The sequence below is a fragment of the Marinobacter sp. UBA3607 genome, from assembly GCF_002375525.1.
GTDB classification, from domain to species: Bacteria; Pseudomonadota; Gammaproteobacteria; order Pseudomonadales; family Oleiphilaceae; genus Marinobacter; species Marinobacter vinifirmus.
Genome location: NZ_DFLY01000021.1, coordinates 24,314 through 42,470 on the forward strand (window position 1 = coordinate 24,314; position 18,157 = coordinate 42,470).

21 protein-coding genes are annotated in these 18,157 nt (G+C 57.0%); 19 read left to right on the forward strand and 2 right to left on the reverse strand.

Annotated elements, in window-relative coordinates; translation table 11 throughout:
- Positions 1-15 precede the first annotated feature (15 nt).
- The 18 genes from urtB to B2589_RS07770 all read left to right on the forward strand — a co-directional run bounded on the left by urtB (position 16) and on the right by B2589_RS07770 (position 15,076).
- Positions 16-1,620 (forward strand): urea ABC transporter permease subunit UrtB, encoded by a 1,605-nt coding sequence (urtB, locus tag B2589_RS07685; RefSeq protein ID WP_286816155.1) that lies wholly within the window; start codon positions 16-18, stop codon positions 1,618-1,620.
- 3 nt (positions 1,621-1,623) lie between these two features.
- A complete protein-coding gene (gene urtC, locus B2589_RS07690; protein WP_286816156.1) occupies positions 1,624-2,757 on the forward strand; it encodes an urea ABC transporter permease subunit UrtC in 1,134 nt (377 codons plus the stop codon).
- Positions 2,754-3,578 carry an urea ABC transporter ATP-binding protein UrtD gene (urtD, locus tag B2589_RS07695; RefSeq protein WP_286816157.1) on the forward strand — a complete coding sequence of 275 codons (825 nt, stop codon included), beginning with the start codon at positions 2,754-2,756 and terminating at the stop codon, positions 3,576-3,578. Before urtC ends, urtD begins: the two co-directional genes overlap by 4 nt.
- Positions 3,578-4,276 carry an urea ABC transporter ATP-binding subunit UrtE gene (gene urtE, locus B2589_RS07700; protein ID WP_094623767.1) on the forward strand — a complete coding sequence of 233 codons (699 nt, stop codon included), beginning with the start codon at positions 3,578-3,580 and terminating at the stop codon, positions 4,274-4,276. The genes urtD and urtE overlap by 1 nt, the downstream gene beginning before the upstream one ends.
- Entirely contained in the window at positions 4,273-5,169 is an 897-nt protein-coding gene (locus tag B2589_RS07705; protein WP_286816159.1) for an urease accessory protein UreD, read from the forward strand. The genes urtE and B2589_RS07705 overlap by 4 nt, the downstream gene beginning before the upstream one ends.
- 25 nt (positions 5,170-5,194) lie before the next feature.
- Positions 5,195-5,497, forward strand: a complete 303-nt coding sequence (gene ureA, locus B2589_RS07710) for an urease subunit gamma (protein WP_022992779.1) — start codon at positions 5,195-5,197, stop codon at positions 5,495-5,497.
- Between the two features lie 11 nt (positions 5,498-5,508).
- Positions 5,509-5,826, forward strand: a complete 318-nt coding sequence (locus tag B2589_RS07715) for an urease subunit beta (RefSeq protein WP_278350408.1) — start codon at positions 5,509-5,511, stop codon at positions 5,824-5,826.
- A gap of 148 nt (positions 5,827-5,974) precedes the next feature.
- Positions 5,975-7,678 (forward strand): urease subunit alpha, encoded by a 1,704-nt coding sequence (gene ureC / locus B2589_RS07720; protein ID WP_286816161.1) that lies wholly within the window; start codon positions 5,975-5,977, stop codon positions 7,676-7,678.
- A 62-nt stretch (positions 7,679-7,740) separates the two neighbouring features.
- Positions 7,741-8,292 carry an urease accessory protein UreE gene (gene ureE, locus B2589_RS07725; RefSeq protein WP_286816162.1) on the forward strand — a complete coding sequence of 184 codons (552 nt, stop codon included), beginning with the start codon at positions 7,741-7,743 and terminating at the stop codon, positions 8,290-8,292.
- Positions 8,264-8,992, forward strand: coding sequence for an urease accessory protein UreF (locus B2589_RS07730; RefSeq protein ID WP_414673940.1), 729 nt, complete (start codon positions 8,264-8,266; stop codon positions 8,990-8,992). Before ureE ends, B2589_RS07730 begins: the two co-directional genes overlap by 29 nt.
- A gap of 25 nt (positions 8,993-9,017) precedes the next feature.
- Positions 9,018-9,656, forward strand: coding sequence for an urease accessory protein UreG (gene ureG / locus B2589_RS07735; RefSeq protein WP_286816163.1), 639 nt, complete (start codon positions 9,018-9,020; stop codon positions 9,654-9,656).
- Positions 9,657-9,699: 43 nt separating this feature from the next.
- Entirely contained in the window at positions 9,700-10,275 is a 576-nt protein-coding gene (locus tag B2589_RS07740; RefSeq protein ID WP_222472977.1) for a HupE/UreJ family protein, read from the forward strand.
- 161 nt (positions 10,276-10,436) lie between these two features.
- Positions 10,437-11,225, forward strand: a complete 789-nt coding sequence (locus B2589_RS07745; protein ID WP_286816164.1) for a nuclease-related domain-containing protein — start codon at positions 10,437-10,439, stop codon at positions 11,223-11,225.
- A 64-nt stretch (positions 11,226-11,289) separates the two neighbouring features.
- Positions 11,290-12,978 (forward strand): ATP-dependent nuclease, encoded by a 1,689-nt coding sequence (locus tag B2589_RS07750; protein WP_286816165.1) that lies wholly within the window; start codon positions 11,290-11,292, stop codon positions 12,976-12,978.
- A 78-nt stretch (positions 12,979-13,056) separates the two neighbouring features.
- Positions 13,057-13,602: a PIN domain-containing protein gene (locus tag B2589_RS07755; protein ID WP_286816166.1), complete on the forward strand. Its 546-nt coding sequence runs from the start codon at positions 13,057-13,059 to the stop codon at positions 13,600-13,602.
- A 41-nt stretch (positions 13,603-13,643) separates the two neighbouring features.
- Positions 13,644-14,141, forward strand: a complete 498-nt coding sequence (locus B2589_RS07760) for a hypothetical protein (protein WP_286816167.1) — start codon at positions 13,644-13,646, stop codon at positions 14,139-14,141.
- A 331-nt stretch (positions 14,142-14,472) separates the two neighbouring features.
- Positions 14,473-14,775, forward strand: a complete 303-nt coding sequence (locus B2589_RS07765) for a hypothetical protein (protein ID WP_286816168.1) — start codon at positions 14,473-14,475, stop codon at positions 14,773-14,775.
- A gap of 34 nt (positions 14,776-14,809) precedes the next feature.
- Entirely contained in the window at positions 14,810-15,076 is a 267-nt protein-coding gene (locus tag B2589_RS07770; protein WP_222179326.1) for a DksA/TraR family C4-type zinc finger protein, read from the forward strand.
- Positions 15,077-15,372: 296 nt separating this feature from the next.
- Here B2589_RS07770 and B2589_RS07775 read toward each other — a convergent pair whose 3' ends face one another.
- Together B2589_RS07775 and B2589_RS07780 are read right to left on the reverse strand one after the other, a co-directional pair.
- Positions 15,373-16,719 (reverse strand): hypothetical protein, encoded by a 1,347-nt coding sequence (locus tag B2589_RS07775; protein ID WP_286816169.1) that lies wholly within the window; start codon positions 16,717-16,719, stop codon positions 15,373-15,375.
- A gap of 37 nt (positions 16,720-16,756) precedes the next feature.
- Positions 16,757-17,152 carry a tautomerase family protein gene (locus tag B2589_RS07780; RefSeq protein WP_286816170.1) on the reverse strand — a complete coding sequence of 132 codons (396 nt, stop codon included), beginning with the start codon at positions 17,150-17,152 and terminating at the stop codon, positions 16,757-16,759.
- Between the two features lie 174 nt (positions 17,153-17,326).
- On the opposite strand from B2589_RS07780, the gene B2589_RS07785 reads away from it, so the two are divergent.
- Positions 17,327-17,926, forward strand: a complete 600-nt coding sequence (locus B2589_RS07785; protein ID WP_286816173.1) for a hypothetical protein — start codon at positions 17,327-17,329, stop codon at positions 17,924-17,926.
- Positions 17,927-18,157: the final 231 nt, after the last annotated feature.

Here is an 18,157-nt window from a genome sequence, read left to right on the forward strand (position 1 = left end):
CAACAGGAATGAATCATGAGCATTCACCGACTGCTCGCCAGGATGGTATTGGCTGTCTGTCTGGCCCTTGGGGCCACACTGGCGAATGCCCAGGCGCAGAGCGATGCGCCCGAAGCGCTGCTGAAACGGCTCGCAGAAGCCGGGCAAGCTGAAAAAACCGAATTACTCAAAGCCCTCTCCGAAACCGGCGACGAACGCGCCCGGGGCTGGCTGGAGGCGGTTCGCGACCGCAAACTCGCGATGATTGAAGACACCGGCGCCCTGGTGATCGTGGTTAACAACCGGGGCCGAAACTGGGAAATTGCCGATGCCATGACCGGCGAAGCCCTGGGCGAAATGTCGCGCCGGGATTTGCAAAGCGTGGGGGTGAACAACGCCCTGCGGGCCGAGATTGAAGGCATTCTCTCGGTCATCGACCTGACCGTGGCCGACCCGGACCAGCGCCTCGACGCCGCCCGCAATTTGCTGGGCGAGGTAAATCCTGCGCTGGCGACCCAGCTTGAGGCCCGCCTGCAAGTGGAAGAGCATCAAGAGGTACGGGCCATGCTTACCCAGGCGCTCGCGATCCATCAGGTTCAGCAAGGCCATGTGGACGCGGTTGAAGTGCTGTCTGGCAGCCTGAACCCGAAAGCCCGCGCGGCCCTGAATAACGCCGTGAACAGCGATAACCCCGCGCTGGCGGCGGCGGCCGAAAAGGCCCTGGCCAGCATTGAGCAGAAACTGAAACTCAATCGCGCCGCCGAGACCCTGTACTTTGGCCTGTCTCTGGGCTCGGTACTGGTACTGGCCGCCATTGGCCTGGCCATCACCTTCGGCGTGATGGGCGTGATCAATATGGCCCACGGTGAGCTGATCATGCTCGGTGCCTACACCACCTGGGGTATGCAGCAGCTGTTCCCCGGCCAGCCTGGCCTGGCCCTGATCCTCTCCATCCCGGCCGGCTTCCTTGTGGCGGCGCTGGCGGGTATCGCCATTGAGCGCAGCGTGATTCAGTACCTCAAAGGCCGCCCGCTGGAAACCCTGTTGGCCACCTTCGGCATCAGCCTGATCCTGCAGCAGCTGGTGCGCACCGTGATTTCCCCGCTCAACCGCACGGTGGTCACGCCTGAGTGGATGAGCGGCTCGATCATGGTAAACGAAGCGCTGTCGCTCACCCTCAACCGCCTGTACGTGATTGGCTTTGCTCTGGTGGTATTCGCCGGGCTGATGCTGATCATGCGCAAGACACGCCTGGGTCTGGAAGTCCGTGCTGTTACCCAGAACCGGGCCATGGCCCGCTCCATGGGCATTAAAGCCACCAAAGTGGACATTATGACCTTCGCCCTGGGCTCCGGTGTGGCCGGGCTGGCGGGCGTGGCCCTGTCGCAGATCACCAACGTTGGCCCCAACCTGGGCCAGAACTACATCATCGACTCGTTCATGGTGGTGGTGTTCGGTGGTGTGGGCAATCTCTGGGGCACCCTCATTGCCGGGCTTTCCCTGGGCACCATCAACCAGCTGCTGGAACCCTGGGCTGGTGCGGTCCTCGCCAAAATCATGGTGCTGGTGCTGATCATTCTGTTCATTCAAAAGCGGCCACGCGGGCTATTCCCGCAGAAAGGCCGGGCGGCGGAGGGCTGAGTTATGGCGACATCACAAACCTGGCTGCTCCGGCCCTTCCAGGAGCGTTCCACCCAAGTTTTCCTTGGTGTGCTGTTCGCCGCCCTGGTGGTGGTTACCTTCCTGCATCTGTATATGCCGGAAGACAGTGCCCTGCATGTAAGTGCTTACACCGTTACCCTTTTGGGTAAGTACCTGTGCTACGCCCTGCTGGCGGTGGCGGTGGACCTGGTGTGGGGTTATCTGGGCATTCTCAGTCTGGGCCACGGCGCCTTCTTTGCCCTCGGCGGCTACGCCATGGGCATGTACCTGATGCGCCAGATCGGTGATCGCGGCGTGTATGGCGATCCTGTGTTGCCGGACTTCATGGTGTTCCTGAACTGGCAGGAGCTGCCCTGGTACTGGCAAGGGTTCGATATGGCCTGGTTCGCCTTCATCATGGTGCTGCTGGCCCCGGGCCTGCTGGCGCTGGTGTTCGGCTTCCTGGCCTTCCGCTCCCGGGTAACCGGCGTGTACCTCTCCATCATCACCCAGGCACTCACCTTTGCGTTGATGCTGGCGTTCTTCCGCAACGAGATGGGCTTCGGTGGCAACAACGGCCTGACCGATTTCAAAGACATCCTCGGCTTCAACCTGCGCAGCGACGCCACCCGGCTTGGCCTTTTCCTGGCGACCGGCATCGCGCTGGCGGTGGGCTATGTCGTGTGCCGTGCCATTGTGACCAGCAAGCTGGGCCGGGTCAGCGTGGCCTGCCGCGATGCCGAAGCCCGTACCCGGTTCCTGGGTTACCGGGTGGAGCGGGTGCAGCTGTTTGTGTTCGTGGTCTCCGCCATGCTGGCGGGTGTGGCCGGCGCGTTGTATGTGCCACAGGTGGGCATCATCAACCCAAGCGAATTCTCGCCGCTGTTCTCTATTGAAATCGTGGTGTGGGTGGCCCTGGGTGGTCGCGCAACGCTTTACGGGGCGGTGATCGGCGCCATCCTGGTGAACTACGCCAAAACCGTGTTCACCGGCGTCATGCCAGACGCCTGGCTGTTCGCCCTGGGGGCGCTGTTTGTGCTGGTGACCGTGTTCCTGCCCAAGGGCATTGCCGGCCTGCTACAGAAACGCCGCCAGAAGGACGATGACCAACCCGCCGCTCAGGAGGCCACCGCATGAGCATCTTTGAACAACTCACTAACCGGGACCAGGTGTTCGATTTTCTCACCCCCGTGGCGTCGCCGGTCGATGTGCGCCACGGGCCGATCCTGTACATGGAAGACGTAAGCGTGAGCTTCGATGGCTTCAAGGCTATCAACAACCTCAACCTCACCATTGACGACGGCGAACTGCGTTGCATCATCGGTCCCAACGGGGCGGGTAAAACCACCATGATGGACATCATCACCGGTAAAACCCGGCCCGATACCGGCTCGGTGTGGTTCGGCAGCCGCCACAACCTGCTGCGCATGAACGAGCCGGATATTGCCACCCTGGGCATTGGCCGCAAGTTCCAGAAGCCCACCGTGTTCGAGGCCCTGACCGTGTTCGAAAACCTCGAACTGGCCATGGCCGCCGACAAACGCATCCTGCCCACCCTGACCGCCATCATGACCGCGGAATACCGGGACCGGATTGACGAAATCCTGGAAATGATCGGTTTACAGGCGCTGCGCGACAAGCCCGCCGGCATCCTCTCCCACGGCCAGAAACAGTGGCTGGAGATCGGCATGCTGCTGATGCAGAAACCCCGGCTGCTGCTGGTGGACGAGCCCGTGGCCGGCATGACCGAACAGGAAATGGAACGCACCGCCGAGTTGCTCACCAGTCTCGCGGGCAAACAGTCCGTGGTGGTGGTAGAGCACGACATGGGCTTCGTGCGCTCCATCGCCCGCAAAGTCACGGTACTGCACCAGGGCAGTGTGCTGGCCGAAGGCACCATGGACCAGGTCTCCAACGACCCGGACGTGATCAAGGTGTATCTCGGGGAGGAGGCCTGATGCTCAAGATTGAAAAGCTCAACCAGTTCTACGGCGAAAGCCACACTCTCTGGGATCTGGAGCTGGACGTGCCCCAGGGCCAGTGTACCTGCGTGATGGGCCGCAACGGCGTAGGCAAGACCACTCTGATGAAATGCATCATGGGCGAGGAAACCGTGAAAAGCGGTGCCATCGAGTTTGCCCAGGATGTGGAACTTACCAAAAAGAAAATCGAGGACCGCTCCCGCCTGGGCATCGGCTACGTGCCCCAGGGCCGGCAGATTTTCCCACTGCTTACCGTGGAGGAAAACCTGCGCACCGGCCTGGCGGTGCGGGCCGATGGCAGTAAGCAAATCCCCGAGCGCATCTACGAACTCTTCCCGGTGCTGAAAGAAATGAAACACCGCCGCGGCGGCGACCTCTCCGGCGGCCAGCAGCAACAGCTGGCCATTGGCCGGGCGCTGGTGATTGAGCCGAGACTGCTGATCCTCGACGAGCCGGGGGAGGGCATCCAGCCCAACATCGTGGCCCAGATTGGCGAGGTGATTCGTCGGTTGATTGAAGAAGACGGCCTGACTGTGCTGCTGGTGGAGCAGAAACTGCCGTTTGCCCGCAAATACGCCGACCGCTTCGCCATCCTCGACCGGGGCCGGCGTGTGGCCGAAGGCGATATTACCGGGCTGACCGATGAACTCATCAAACAGCACCTGACCGTATGACCGCCTACCAAGCCATCGACCGCCACGCCTCCGGCCACCGTTTCGACACGGAACGGCGCTGGGCGGCGGCCCTGGAACTGGGCTTTGAGGCACGTACCGAGAGCGAACCTGCGCCGGTAACCCGGTTGGTGCGCCGGCGCCACCATGGCCCACTGCGGGTGCAGCGCCCCTTCTACCCGGAGGGCAAAACCGGCTGCTGCCATGTGTACCTGCTGCATCCCCCGGGTGGCCTGGTGAGCGGCGACGAACTGCGCATCGAAGCCTATGTGGCCGAAGGTGGCCACGTGCTTTTGACCACCCCCGCCGCAGCGAAACTGTACAAGGCCGACAGCCATGGCGTGGCCTGGGGCCAGCACACCCGGTTGCTGGTAGCCAAAGACGCGATTCTGGAATACCTGCCCCAGGAAACCATCGCCTTCGACGGCTCCCGTGGTTTGCAAACCACCACCATTGAACTGGAAACCGGCGCCCGAACCCTGGGCTGGGAAGTGCTCGCGCTGGGCCGCCCGGCCAGCGACCTGCCGTTTGCCACCGGCGAACTGGAACAGCGTTTCCATTTAAGCCTGAACGGCCAGCCGCTGTGGCTGGAGCGCCAGCTGCTGAACCCGAAACACCGCCGGTTCAACGGCCCCTGGGGCCAGGGTGGCGCCACTGTACAGGCCACCCTATGGGCCGTTGGCCTGGACGACGGAGCCGCCGCCATCGACGTGCTGAGAGCACAGTTACCAGACCACAACCGCTGGGCCGTGACCCGGCGCCGGGGCGTGCTGCTCCTGCGCTACCTGGGCACCGAACGCAACGAAGCCTGGGCCCTGTGTGAACAGGCCTGGCACCTGCTGCGCCCTCTGCTCGCCGGCGTACCGGCCCACACACCCAGAATCTGGCATACCTGACGCATAAGAGACAACGGAGTCATCCATGGAACTCACCCCCAGAGACAAAGACAAGCTGCTGCTGTTCACCGCCGCCCTGCTGGCCGAACGCCGCAAAGCCAAAGGCCTGAAACTGAACTACCCCGAAGCGGTGGCCCTGATCAGCGCCGAAATCATGGAAGGCGCCCGCGAAGGCCGCACTGTGGCCGAACTGATGAGCGCCGGCACCGAAATCCTCACCCGCGAAGACGTGATGGACGGCGTGGCTGACATGGTGCACGAAGTCCAGGTGGAAGCCACCTTCCCGGACGGAACGAAACTCGTGACGGTCCACAACCCCATCGTCTAAGGAGCAGACACATGATCCCCGGTGAATACCAACTCAAAGACGGCGACATCGAACTCTGCGCCGGCCGCGAACGCATCCAGCTGGACGTCGGCAACACCGGCGACCGCCCGGTGCAGATCGGCTCCCACTACCACTTCGCCGAAGCCAACCCCGCCCTGGACTTCGATCGCGCCAAGGCCCGCGGCTACCGCCTGGACGTGGCCGCCGGCACTGCTATTCGCTTTGAACCTGGCCAGACCCGGTCTGTGACGCTGATTCCGTTTGCAGGAAAGCGCGAAATCTATGGCTTCCGGGGTGAAGTAATGGGGAGTTTGGACTCCACGAAATAACTATGAGGGTCGGTCGGGTAAGGCTTTCCAGGAATGTGCGGAGGCATGGATGCCGGAGAACAAGCGCCACATGGATGTGCCGCCAGGAGCGTTTCCTGGAAAGCCTTACCCGACCGGCCCCAGCACCCAAGTTACAACGAGGGATAAGATGAAAATCAGCAGACAAGCCTACGCCGACATGTACGGCCCCACCGTAGGGGACCGGGTCCGCCTGGGCGACACCGAACTGTGGATTGAAGTGGAAGAAGACCACACCCACTACGGCGACGAAGTAAAATTCGGCGGCGGTAAAGTCATCCGCGATGGCATGGGCCAGAGCCAGCGCTGCGACGACGAAGTGATGGACACCGTCATCACCAACGCCCTCATCCTCGACTGGTGGGGCATCGTCAAAGCCGACGTAGGCATCCAGAAAGGCCGCATCGCCGCCATCGGCAAAGCCGGCAACCCGGACACCCAGCCAGATGTGACCATCGTCATCGGCCCCGGCACCGAAATCATCGCCGGCGAAGGCAAGATCCTCACCGCCGGCGGCATCGACCCCCACATCCACTTCATCTGCCCCCAGCAGGTGGAAGAAGCCCTGATGAGCGGCGTGACCACCATGCTCGGCGGCGGTACCGGCCCGGCCACCGGCACCAACGCCACCACCTGTACCCCGGGCCCCTGGCACATCGGCAAGATGCTGCAGGCCGTGGACAGCCTGCCCATGAACATCGGCTTTCTGGGCAAAGGCAACGCCAGCCTGCCGGAAGCGCTGGAGCTGCAGGTAAAAGCCGGCGTGATCGGCCTCAAACTGCACGAAGACTGGGGCACCACCCCGGCCAGCATCGACAACTGCCTGACCGTGGCCGACCAATACGACATCCAGGTGGCCATCCACACCGACACCCTGAACGAATCCGGCTTTGTGGAAGACACCCTGGCCGCCTTCAAAGGCCGCTGCATTCACACCTTCCACACCGAAGGTGCCGGCGGTGGCCACGCTCCGGACATCATCACCGCCTGCTCCAAGGACTATGTACTGCCGTCGTCCACTAACCCCACGCGGCCCTACACGGTGAACACCGTGGATGAGCACCTGGACATGCTGATGGTATGCCACCACCTGGACCCGAACATCCCGGAAGACGTGGCCTTTGCCGACTCCCGCATCCGCCGGGAAACCATCGCGGCGGAAGACATCCTGCACGACATGGGCGTGATCTCCATGATCTCCTCGGATTCCCAGGCCATGGGCCGGGTGGGCGAGGTGATCTGCCGTACCTGGCAAACCGCCCACAAAATGAAAGTGCAGCGCGGCCTGTTGCCGGAAGACCAGGAACGCGGCGCCGACAACTTCCGCGCCAAACGCTACATCGCCAAGTACACCATCAACTCCGCCATTACCCACGGCATCGCCCATGAGGTGGGCTCGGTGGAAGTGGGCAAGCTGGCCGACCTGGTGTTGTGGAGCCCGGCCTTTTTCGGCGTGAAGCCCGCCTGCATCCTCAAGGGCGGCATGATTGCCGCTGCCCCCATGGGCGACCCGAACGCTTCTATTCCCACGCCGCAGCCGGTGCACTATCGCCCCATGTTCGGCGCCTTCGGCAAAGCGGCCAGTGCCACCCGCCTGACCTTCGTCAGCCAGGCCGCGCTGGACGCCAATATTGGTGAAGAACTGGGCCTGGACAGCCCGCTCTCCGCCTGCAAAGGCGTGCGGGACGTGCGCAAGCAGCACATGAAACTGAACGACGCCTGCCCGCACCTGACCGTAGACCCGCAAACCTACGAAGTGCACGCCGATGGCGAATTGCTCACCTGCGAGCCAGCGACCGAACTGCCCCTGGCCCAGCGCTACCACCTTTTTTAATCAATACAGCCTAAGGCTGGTTTTTAAGCAAGACAGCTCAAGGCTGGGAGAGGAACGAACGGATGTTGGAACTGATAAAACGCATTACCCAAGTAGACGCCAGCGAAATCCACGACAACCTGGTGCTGCCCTACGAACTGCGCATTCGCGGCCGCCTGCGGGCCACCACCGAAACCAACCTGGACGTGGGCCTGTTTCTGGACCGGGGCCCGGTGCTGAGAGATGGCGACCTGCTGGAAGCGAAATCCGGCGAGATCATCCGCATTCGCGCTGCCGAGGAGCGTGTGGTCACCGCCCGCGTAGAAACCGGCCTGCCGCTGGCCCGCTTGTGTTACCACCTGGGCAACCGCCACGTCACCCTGGCGATCGGTGAAGACGAGCAGGGCGCCTTCGTGCGCTTTCCGCCCGATCACGTATTGGAAGAGCTGGCCGAACGCCTGGGCGCCACCGTAGTGCACCACACCGCCACCTTCGACCCGGAACCCGGAGCCTACAACCAGGCCGGCCAGGGCCATTCCCACGCGGACTCTCATGAGCACTTGCACGGTAAAAGCCATGACCACACTCACGCTGCTGGACATACCCATGCTCACGGCCACAAGCACACCCACTGAGCCAGCAGCCATGGCGGGTGAGAGCGAGCCCGGCGGCGACCTGGCTTTGCTGGGGCTGATGCAGCTGGTCAGCCCGGCTTTGCCCATCGGCGCCTTTGCCTGGTCCCAGGGCCTGGAAAGTGCCTTTGAGCTGGGTTGGGTGAACAACGAAGCGGAACTGGCCCGGTGGATTGAAGGCGTACTGGAAGACGGCCTGAGCCGGTGTGAACTGCCATTACTGGCCCGGCTGCAAACCGCCTGGGCGAACGACAACGGCGCCACCATCGCGCACTGGAACCAGTGGCTGCACGCCACCCGGGAAACCGCAGAACTGAGCGACGAAGACACTCGCCTGGGCGGTGCCCTTAAAACCCTGCTGGGCAACCTCAACCTGCTGCCGGAGAGAACCCTGATTCCGGCCGAGCCCGGCTACATCACCCTGTTTGCCTGGGCCGCCCAGGTACGCCGGGTGCCGGTGCGGCAAACCCTGCTGGGCTTTGCCTGGGCCTGGCTGGAAAACCAGCTGGCGGTGGCCTGCAAAGCCTTGCCCCTGGGCCACACCGCCGCCCAACGGATTATCGAACAACTGCGCCCGGCCCTGGTGATTGCCACCGACCAGGCGCTGGCACGGCAAGACCACGAACTCGGGCCCATCCTGCCGGGCCTCGCGCTCGGCAGTGCCCTGCATGAAACCCAGTATTCACGGCTTTTCAGAAGCTGAATAAAAACATCAAGGAGATACAGCCATGACACATTGTCTGAGAGTAGGCGTCGGCGGCCCGGTCGGGTCTGGTAAAACCGCATTGCTACGCCAGCTATGCACCGCCCTGCGGGACCACTACGACATCGCCGTGGTCACCAACGACATCTACACCCGGGAAGACGCCGACTTCCTGCTGCGCCACGAAGCCCTGGCCGCAGACCGCATCCTGGGCGTGGAAACTGGCGGTTGCCCGCACACGGCCATTCGCGAGGATGCCTCTATGAACCTGGCGGCCATTGACGACCTCCAGCGCCGCCATCCGGATCTGGAGTTGGTGCTGGTGGAATCCGGCGGCGACAACCTATCCGCCACCTTCAGTCCGGAGCTGAGCGACCTCACCCTGTACGTGATCGACGTGTCCGCCGGCGACAAGATCCCCCGTAAAGGTGGCCCCGGAATCACCAAATCCGACCTGCTGATCATCAACAAGATCGACATCGCCGAACAGGTACACGCCTCCCTGGAGGTAATGGAACGGGACAGCAAAAAAATGCGTGGCGAACGCCCCTTCGTGTTCACCAACCTGTACGACGGGGTAGGGCTGGACACCATCATCAGCTTCATTCTGGAGCGCGGCATGCTGCCGGAAAGGCGTCCTGAGAAACTGGCTGAAATAGCCTGAGCAAACGAAACAATACGATTACAGAACCACCAGGAGCAACACCATGAAACTGACTTCAAAACTTCTCGCCACCGCCGCGCTGCTGACAGCCTCCGCCACCGCCATGGCCCACCCCGGCCACACCGAAGGCGGCTTCACCAGCGGCCTGCTGCACCCCATGCTAGGCCTGGATCACTTGCTGGCTATGGCCGCCATCGGCTTCTGGAGCGTGCGCCAGAGCAAACTCATGAAAAACGCCACCCCCGCCTTCGTCATCGGCGGCATGGTATTCGGCGCCGCCCTGGCCTGGGGCGGCCTGAGCCTGCCAGGCGTGGAAACAGGCATTACCTTCTCGGTACTGGTGGCGGGCATCCTCATCGCCACCCTGGCCAAGCTGCCCACCGCCGTGGGTGGCACTCTGGTTGGTGCCTTCATGCTGTTTCACGGTTTTGCGCATGGGGCGGAAATGCCGGAAGGCGCTACGTTGGCGGCCTACCTGGCCGGTTTCTCCATCGCCACCCTGGCCATCACGCTGGTTGGGCGTGGGCTGGGTAGTCTGATGCTGAGGGCGGATAGCCGGTTTAGTCGTGGGATTGGGGGAGTGTTGGCTGTGGCGGGAGCATACCTGGCCGCCGCTTGATTCCGTCGTCCCCTCAGAAACGAAAAAGCCGCTCGGGAAACCGCGCGGCTTTTTCAGTATATGGTTTACAAAATTTGACCTTGACGGTATGGGAAGTTTACTGAAGAGTAGGTTAGTGTGTAGTTATAAGAAACGGATTGCGCAGCTGTTAAGGAAAACCGATGGACTTCGGCCAGCTATTCAACACCCTCCTGAACTCTCTACCGAATCAAGTCTGGTATTTCGTACCACTGTTTATCCTGTTGCCAATTCTGAGAACACCCTGGTTCAAAGGCAAAGCCGGCGAAGCCATGGTCAACCTCGCCGCAAAGCTGTTTCTCGACAAAACCCGCTACCACCTCATCAAAAACGTCACCTTGCCCACCGAAGACGGCACCACCCAGATCGATCACATCATTGTCTCCCGGTATGGCGTGTTTGTGGTGGAAACCAAGAACATGAAGGGCTGGATCTTCGGTAACGCAAAACAGCGGTATTGGACGCAGAAGATCTTCAAGCACTCGCAGAAATTCCAGAACCCGCTGCATCAAAACTACAAACACGTGAGGACACTGCAAAGCTTGTTGGGCCTCGGCGATGAGCAGGTAGTTTCGCTGGTGGTGTTTGTGGGGGATTCAACTTTCAAAACGCCCATGCCGGACAACGTCACTTACGGTGGTGGATACATTCGCTTTATTAAATCTCGCACAGAAGAGGTGCTTGCCGAAGCGGAAGTGCAGGACATCGTCTCAAAAATCGAAACCGGGCGTTTGGCGGCAACCTTCCGGAACCATCGGCAGCATGTGGCCCATGTGAAGAGCATTGTGGAGCAGAAAGCGAGCGCGCCGAGGTGCCCCAAATGCCAGGGTGAGATGGTAAAGCGGAGGGTGAAGCGTGGGTCGAATGCTGGGAAGGAGCTTTATGGTTGTATGGCGTTTCCCAGGTGCCGAGGGATGGTTGGTATTTCGTGATTTTATTTATAAATTTGTTTTGTTTTTTTTTGATTGATGATTTTGATGTTGAGGCCTTTATTTAATGAAAATTGATAAATTAGAGATTAAGAACTTTAGAACGCTTGAAAATGTTACTTTGACCTTTGATGGGTATTTTGCATCTGTTAGTGGTAGAAATAATGCCGGAAAAACATCTGTCATAAAGTGTATTAGATCTCTTTTTAAGGGGCAGGAAAAGGCATTTTCTCTTTTTGATTATGAGGACTCTATATCTTATACGGCATCTAAAACGCAATGGGTGTCTAATAATTCACCGATAGAGTTTGGTTACTATTTGACCGCCTCGAAAGAAGCTGATCCTGGGCTTTATAGTTTTGTAAAGAAAATAGCCGGAATTGATGACCTTTCTGATAATTTTCAATTGGAAGTTAATGTGAAAATTAAGGAGAAAGAGGAAAAGGAAATATCAATATTGATAAATGGGCAGGTTTTAAAAAAATATGAAACGGGAGAGATATACCAAAGGCTGTCGTCTTCCAATACCGTTTTTCTACATAACTCTACTGGTGGTGGTAACAAAATCTACTACCCTTCTGGAGCTAAAAGTTTTCATGAGATGATGCTTTCTAAAGATGAAAAGGAAGATTTAAAAAGAGAGCAAGAAAGAATCAGAAAGAAAGTTAAGAAGTTTGCTTCAGAGCATAGAGGAGAGCTTTCAGGGCTACTAGGTAAGCTGGAAGATAAATACGAGGTTGAGCTAACGGTATTTGATGGGCTTTTCAGAGACTCAATTCCTTTGGGGATAAATCTAAAAGATAAGGGATTAGAGGTGCCGTTGGATGACTGGGGTGCAGGAACACAGAATCGTACCCAAATTATGATGTCTATTTTATCTGCAAGCCGAGTTAAGCAGCAATCTAATGACGAAAATAGAATCACACCAATTATTATCATAGAGGAACCAGAAAGCTTTCTTCATCCTTCCGCACAGGCAGAGTTTGGGAGAGTTATTAGAGGGCTTTCAAGAGAGCTTGAAATACAAATTATTATTACAACCCATAGTCCTTATATGTTGTGTCAAGAGCAGCCTGAGTCAAATGTGCTTCTCGATAGGAAGGTTTTTAGAAATAGGCTTAAAGAAACTGTTGTTGTCGATGTTTCGCGTGAAAAATGGATGGAGCCGTTTGGAGAAATATTAGGCTTAAATCATGAGTCCGTTGAGCCATGGGGTGATGTCGTTAAAGCCTCAAGAGATAATGCGGTTTTGGTTGAAGGGCCAATAGATAAAGAATATTTAGAGTATATTTCTTCGTTAGGGATTAAAGGGTTTGCCATACCTGAAGGAGTTGAGGTTATTGCATATGGTGGAAAAGATGCCTTGAAGAACTCTATAATGCTAAAGTTTGTGATTGAGAAGTTTAATCGTGTTTATGTTACATATGATTTGGATGCTAAAAATGAACTAAATAGAATAATGTCTCATCTTAGCTTGGAAGATGAAGTTGATCATATGGCCGTAGGCCTGAATGAAGCAGGAAAGGATTGTATTGAAGGGCTTTTGCCGAAAAATGTTTTATCCAATGTTTACGGAAATAATACTGATTTAGTGATGAAATTGACGTCGACGGACACTAAGACAAGGAAGTCGGCGAAAAACGAGCTTAAAACCAAGCTTCTTGAGGAATTCAAAAAGACTAAGAACGTTTCGCCTGCCGATCTAAAAGGGTTTAAATCACTTTTCTCTAACATTGGAAAAGCATTTATTTCGTGATTTTTCAGTAATTACATATGGGGAGTCGGTGATGCCGGGGTATATGAGATTGTTTTTTACTGATAAGGAATTTAAAAGGTGAAATGGGCTTTTATTGATTACGAAAACATCGGAAACCTCGGCAAGGTTAATCTCTCCGACTACGACCGAGTCATTGTGTTTCTCGGAGCAAAGCAGCCCAAGCTGGATTTCGCGGAAACGAAATACGACAAGCCCATCAACATGGTCGTTGTTCAGCTGAAAGCTTGTCAGGCGAATAATCTGGACTTTCACCTCGCGTACTATCTGGGCAAGTATGACGGTCAGGCCGAGCGCTCGGTCGCGTTCGAGGTGATCAGTAACGATTCCGGTTTCTCGCCGCTGATTGCCCATATCAAGGCCAGCGGAAGGGTGTGTAAACAAGTTAAGGTGGCGGGTGCCTCGGGTGATACCGAGAAACTGATCAAGAATCTCTCCGCAAAGCCCCGAGAGAAACGCCCCCAAAAGGTCACAGCCCTTCGTAATCACATTGCCTCTCACCTGCGCATTCAGGGCAATGAAATGGCTATCCAGAAGGCAGTTAATCAACTGGTGCAGGAGAAGTTTTTGACAGTGTCGGATACTGGAGTGGAATATCTTGCCTGACGGCCTAGCCACTGCCGGTGGCGCTAACGGAGTATGACGTCTTGGATCCAGTAAGTTACGTTTTCGCTGCTTACCTCAATACCTTGCAGTCGACGGTTTCGAATCATTTCAGTGAAACCAGAAACCTTGAGGTGACACCTGTTGTTGTCGAATACGAGGGTGTTCCCATCTCCTACCAGCATCAGATGTGGCGTGTTCGCTCCGAGAGTGTGTGCGCCAACTATAAGCAGAAGATAGGGCAATTCTCTGAGTGCACCGTGAAGGCATCGCGGTTGTTCAACGCGCTATGTTCGGAATTGAAGCAGACTAGTTCCAGTAACTGGCAGCAAGCGAAGTTCCAGACAATGTATTGCAACGCGGCGATATCTTTCAAACCCACAGTAGCAAATATTGGGGCGGCACCAGCGATGTCGGGTTTGGATGAGGCTCGTCAGGCCTGCAATGCAGCGACAGTTGCAGCCATGGGGAATAGTGATCCCAGGCTGGCGCGAGAGCGGGATAGGGCTTGTGATCACTACCGTGGCTTGAAGGAGCATTAAGCATTTGGCGCTCAGTTCTCGAGGGCGCTCAACGTTTCCATGCGTGGCCGGAAGGCATTAACGAACGCATTCAGCGTTTCGGAGAAAAATGCTTTTACGCCTGGGTTAGATACCGGAGGCCAATCCCCCTCAATTCGCCGATGGGTGATTATGCGTCAGTTTTTGTCATCCCATTCAACCGTCAACGGCAGTTCGCTATTGATAGCCTCTGCATGCCAGGCGGAGAAGTGGCTGGGTTTGCTTGTTATCCTATTCCACCGGAGATGGACTTAACAGGTCAGAGGTTTGGAACTATCCTGCTTGTCACTGTCCGAAACAGTGGTTCTACACAATGAAATTTCTGATCATCGGAATCTTTGCCGCCATCGTCGCTTTCCTGATCTGGCGCAGCAAACAAAACACCGCACCTGAAGACCAAGCCTGCGCCATCGAAATCGGCAACCTGCTCAAAGCCCATCCGGATGCCCAGCCGCAGGCCATTGCTGATGTCTTCAAAAAACACGGTATTGATCAATCTCGGTGTAAGCATGTGGGCGCAATGGTGATGCCGCAGTTGCGAAAACAGGGTCTGAAACCGGAAGACGCGCGGATTTTGATGGGGCAGGTGAGGGGAGCTTATCCTTTTGTTCCCTAGGCTGAATCTATTCATTTGATGAACGGAGAACGCTATGGCTGGTGGTTGGTCACGGGATGGCGCAGTTCAGGATCAGATAGACGCGAGCGTTGAAGACGAAGTGCAGCGGGCACGGAGCCAGCTTGGTGGCGGTGAGAGTGCGCGCTATTGTGAGGAGTGTGACCAGGCGATTCCTGAGGCTCGCCGCAAGGCCATTCCGGGTGTGCGCCTCTGCATTGCCTGCCAGTCTGCGCTTGAGAAGCAGCAATCTACATCACGCGGCTTTAATCGGCGGGGCAGCAAGGATAGTCAGCTACGGTGAGAACAATGACGGTCTCTATGGTTTCCCATTGAGTTTCGGCGTCCTGTTTATGGGAGATTCATTACTATCGTCCGTTTTTGCATCAACTTTCCTGAGCGCCCGTGGGGCAAGGGTGGCGCCTGGTTAACGCTAGGTTTCCAACATAGTTATCCACAGCTTTTGTGAGTAAAGTCTGTGGTATACCTGCCAACAAGGCGCTGTGCCGACACTGTTAGCTGCCGGGTTTCCCAATGCTGATGTCATCAAGGGAAGATGACGTGCTTATTAAATAGTTCCTGGATTTCCCTATGCACAAACTACTGTTCCAGTGTTACGTCCTCATCATCTGTATTAGGTAAAGGCGTTGTTTTAGAGATTTTGGGTGGAGGTGGTGTCCAGGCTTTCAGTGACTGGCCGGCTTCCTGATAAAAATGCGGCACAGCTTTCTCTAGTTCTTCAACAAACACTTTCCGGCCACTGAACTTTCCAGCGAGATCCACCTCGTAAACTACTTCAAGCGTAGTAGCCGCAGTTTTCGATGTATCCGATTCCAGCAACTCCGGTGAATCTCGTAAATCTTTCAGGGCTTGGTAGGTGGTTTCTGCTTTGCCGGGTCGGGTCGCTCGAATGTAGAAGCCGGCGGGCTCGGTTTTCTTCAGTTGGCGCAGGAGCCAGTTCACTCTTGCTTTGGTGCTCTGTTTGTCCTTGGGGGCCGCGAGGCGCATAGAGCAGTAGATCATTCGCCGTTGCAGGTCTGCGGTCACTTCCAAGTCTGCCGCCGCGTTGATAATGCTGAGTGCACAATTAAGGGTAGGTGCTTTACAGAATGCTTCGGCATCGTCTTTTACGCGTTTGGCGGGGTCTAGCCGGTGTTCGTTTTTCAGTTTCAGTGACACGTCACTGCCGGTTAAGCGGGACATTATGAGGCAAAGATCCCGTTGCTCTTGGTGCCAGGCTGCAATCGTGTTCTGGACTTCATCACTGGTTTTGGCCAGTGGAGCATTACTCTTCACCTTGTTGACGACATCTTTCCATTCAGCATTCATCTGGTCGAAGTGGCTGATACCGGAACGGTCGCTTTCAAGATAACGCAGTATCTCGCTGAGTATGAATACCTGGTCTACGTCCTCAACGCTGTCGTTCTTGAGTAGAAGCTGACACTGGGTGCGAATGAAGGCCCAGGACCAATGGAATAACGCTACGGACTTGGTGGCGTTTTTCGGAAGCTTCACAGGGTGATGAGTTGGCAGTGCTGCGAATTGGTTGGTGATGGTGATCACAGCGTCCAAACCGTGGGTTTTAGCTTGTTGGAGGTAGCGCGAAACCTGTTCTTCACCGATGGTGTCGTTGTTGACCTTGGCTTCAATCAATGCCCGCCACTCGCGGCGTCCTGTTCGGAGTATCAGTAGTCCATCCGGCCGGTCTTTCTGTTTGGCGGCTTTCTTGTCCTCGTTCTGGAAGACCACTTCTGTCCAGGCTTCCAGCGTGGCATTTGTGCCTACCCTGACATTCAGGGATTTCAGCAGTGCCTGGCGTAGTTCAAGCACGGAGCGGAGGCCCGCAAGTAGTACCGAAACGGATTTCTGTTCCCGCGCACTGTCTGCGGCTATTGGGATGAGTCGGGCGGGTTCTCCGCCAGAGAGGAAGTCAGGACGGTTGGACACGGCTAGCTCCATGCTTTTATTCGATTTAGGTTCCTATTTAAGCGTAGCAGTGATTCGAGATAGTGCCGGTTTGATGTGTAAAAGATTTTAAAACGGAAAAGGCTTTCCCAACTCTTTTGCTAAGAGGCTGAAACGTAGCGCTTCCAGAGCAGCCCCGGCGACGATTTGGCCAATTGCTTCTAGCATATGGTTCATCTAGGCCTGTTTGAGTCCGAAGCTTCCGCCCTCCCGCACCAGGCTGAACATAAACCTGAGGCGCGGTGTTCACTCTGCCACCCACAAAGTGGTCACCCTCATTGGCCGCAGAAAACAGAACCTGGGCAAAGAACCGGGGAGCGCCGGTTTGGGCGTTGTGGGCCGCTGTGATGGCTGCGGCGACAGAGACCGATTCGCGCCCGTGACAGTGCAAGTGGGCATGGGAAACCCCTGCCATGGGTTGTACGTTTGCACTGGGTCTCGCCACTATGGGGGTTAGGCGCGCTCGGACCTGAGAGCTGGGTTTAGTGGGTAATGAGAAAAAAGTGCTGACGACACCGGTCGCTGTCGCGCGTTTCGCGTTGGCCGCGCGGTAGGCTTCAGAGGCAACAGGAGGATGGCTTTGCCGATCATGGATCTGGACAGCTGGACGCTGTCACAGAGCATCGTAATTTTCAGCATCTGTGCCCTGGTCATTGCGATTGCGGGCTCACGCATCACACGGGTGGTCGACCAGCTCGCCGACAGGACCGGGCTGGGTGAGGCAACCGCTGGAGCCGTGCTTCTGGGGGCAGCGACCTCCCTCAGTGGTTCGGTGCTCTCGGTAACAGCGGCCTACCGTGGGCACCCGGAGTTGGCTGTGAGTAATGCTCTTGGGGGCATCGCGGTACAGACCTTTTTCCTGGCTATTGCCGATATGGTCTACCGTCGCGCAAACCTGGAACACGCGGCGGCCTCGGCGCCGAACATGATGCAGAACGGACTGCTGATCGCGCTCCTGGCATTGCTCCTTCTGGCGCCGACCTTGCCGGATGTGACCGTCTGGAACATCCATCCAGTTACCCCGATATTGCTGGGCTTCTATTTCTATGGCACCCGGCTCATACAGAGTGCCGGCGACAACCCCATGTGGTACCCCTCCGTTACTAGTGATACCCGGCAGGACGAGCCGGAGAGCGAGAGCAGCTTGCCATCATTGAGCCGTCTCTGGACCGAATTCCTAGTGCTCTAAGGGCTTGGTGTGGTGCTGATGTTTGCTGGCTGAATGGCGGCGTCATCCATGAGCAATGAGCTATCTGGGACTCACGAACAAAAAATGTGAGCCAGACAATGATCGAAACGCGCCTGGAATTTCAGGGCGATGGTAGAGCCTCTCGAGGGTTATGCCTGAGATCCGAAGGGTTAACGGGAGCCACGCAGTGCTTTATCGTGTAGTCAGATTGCGTAAACCGCTGAAGGTTGC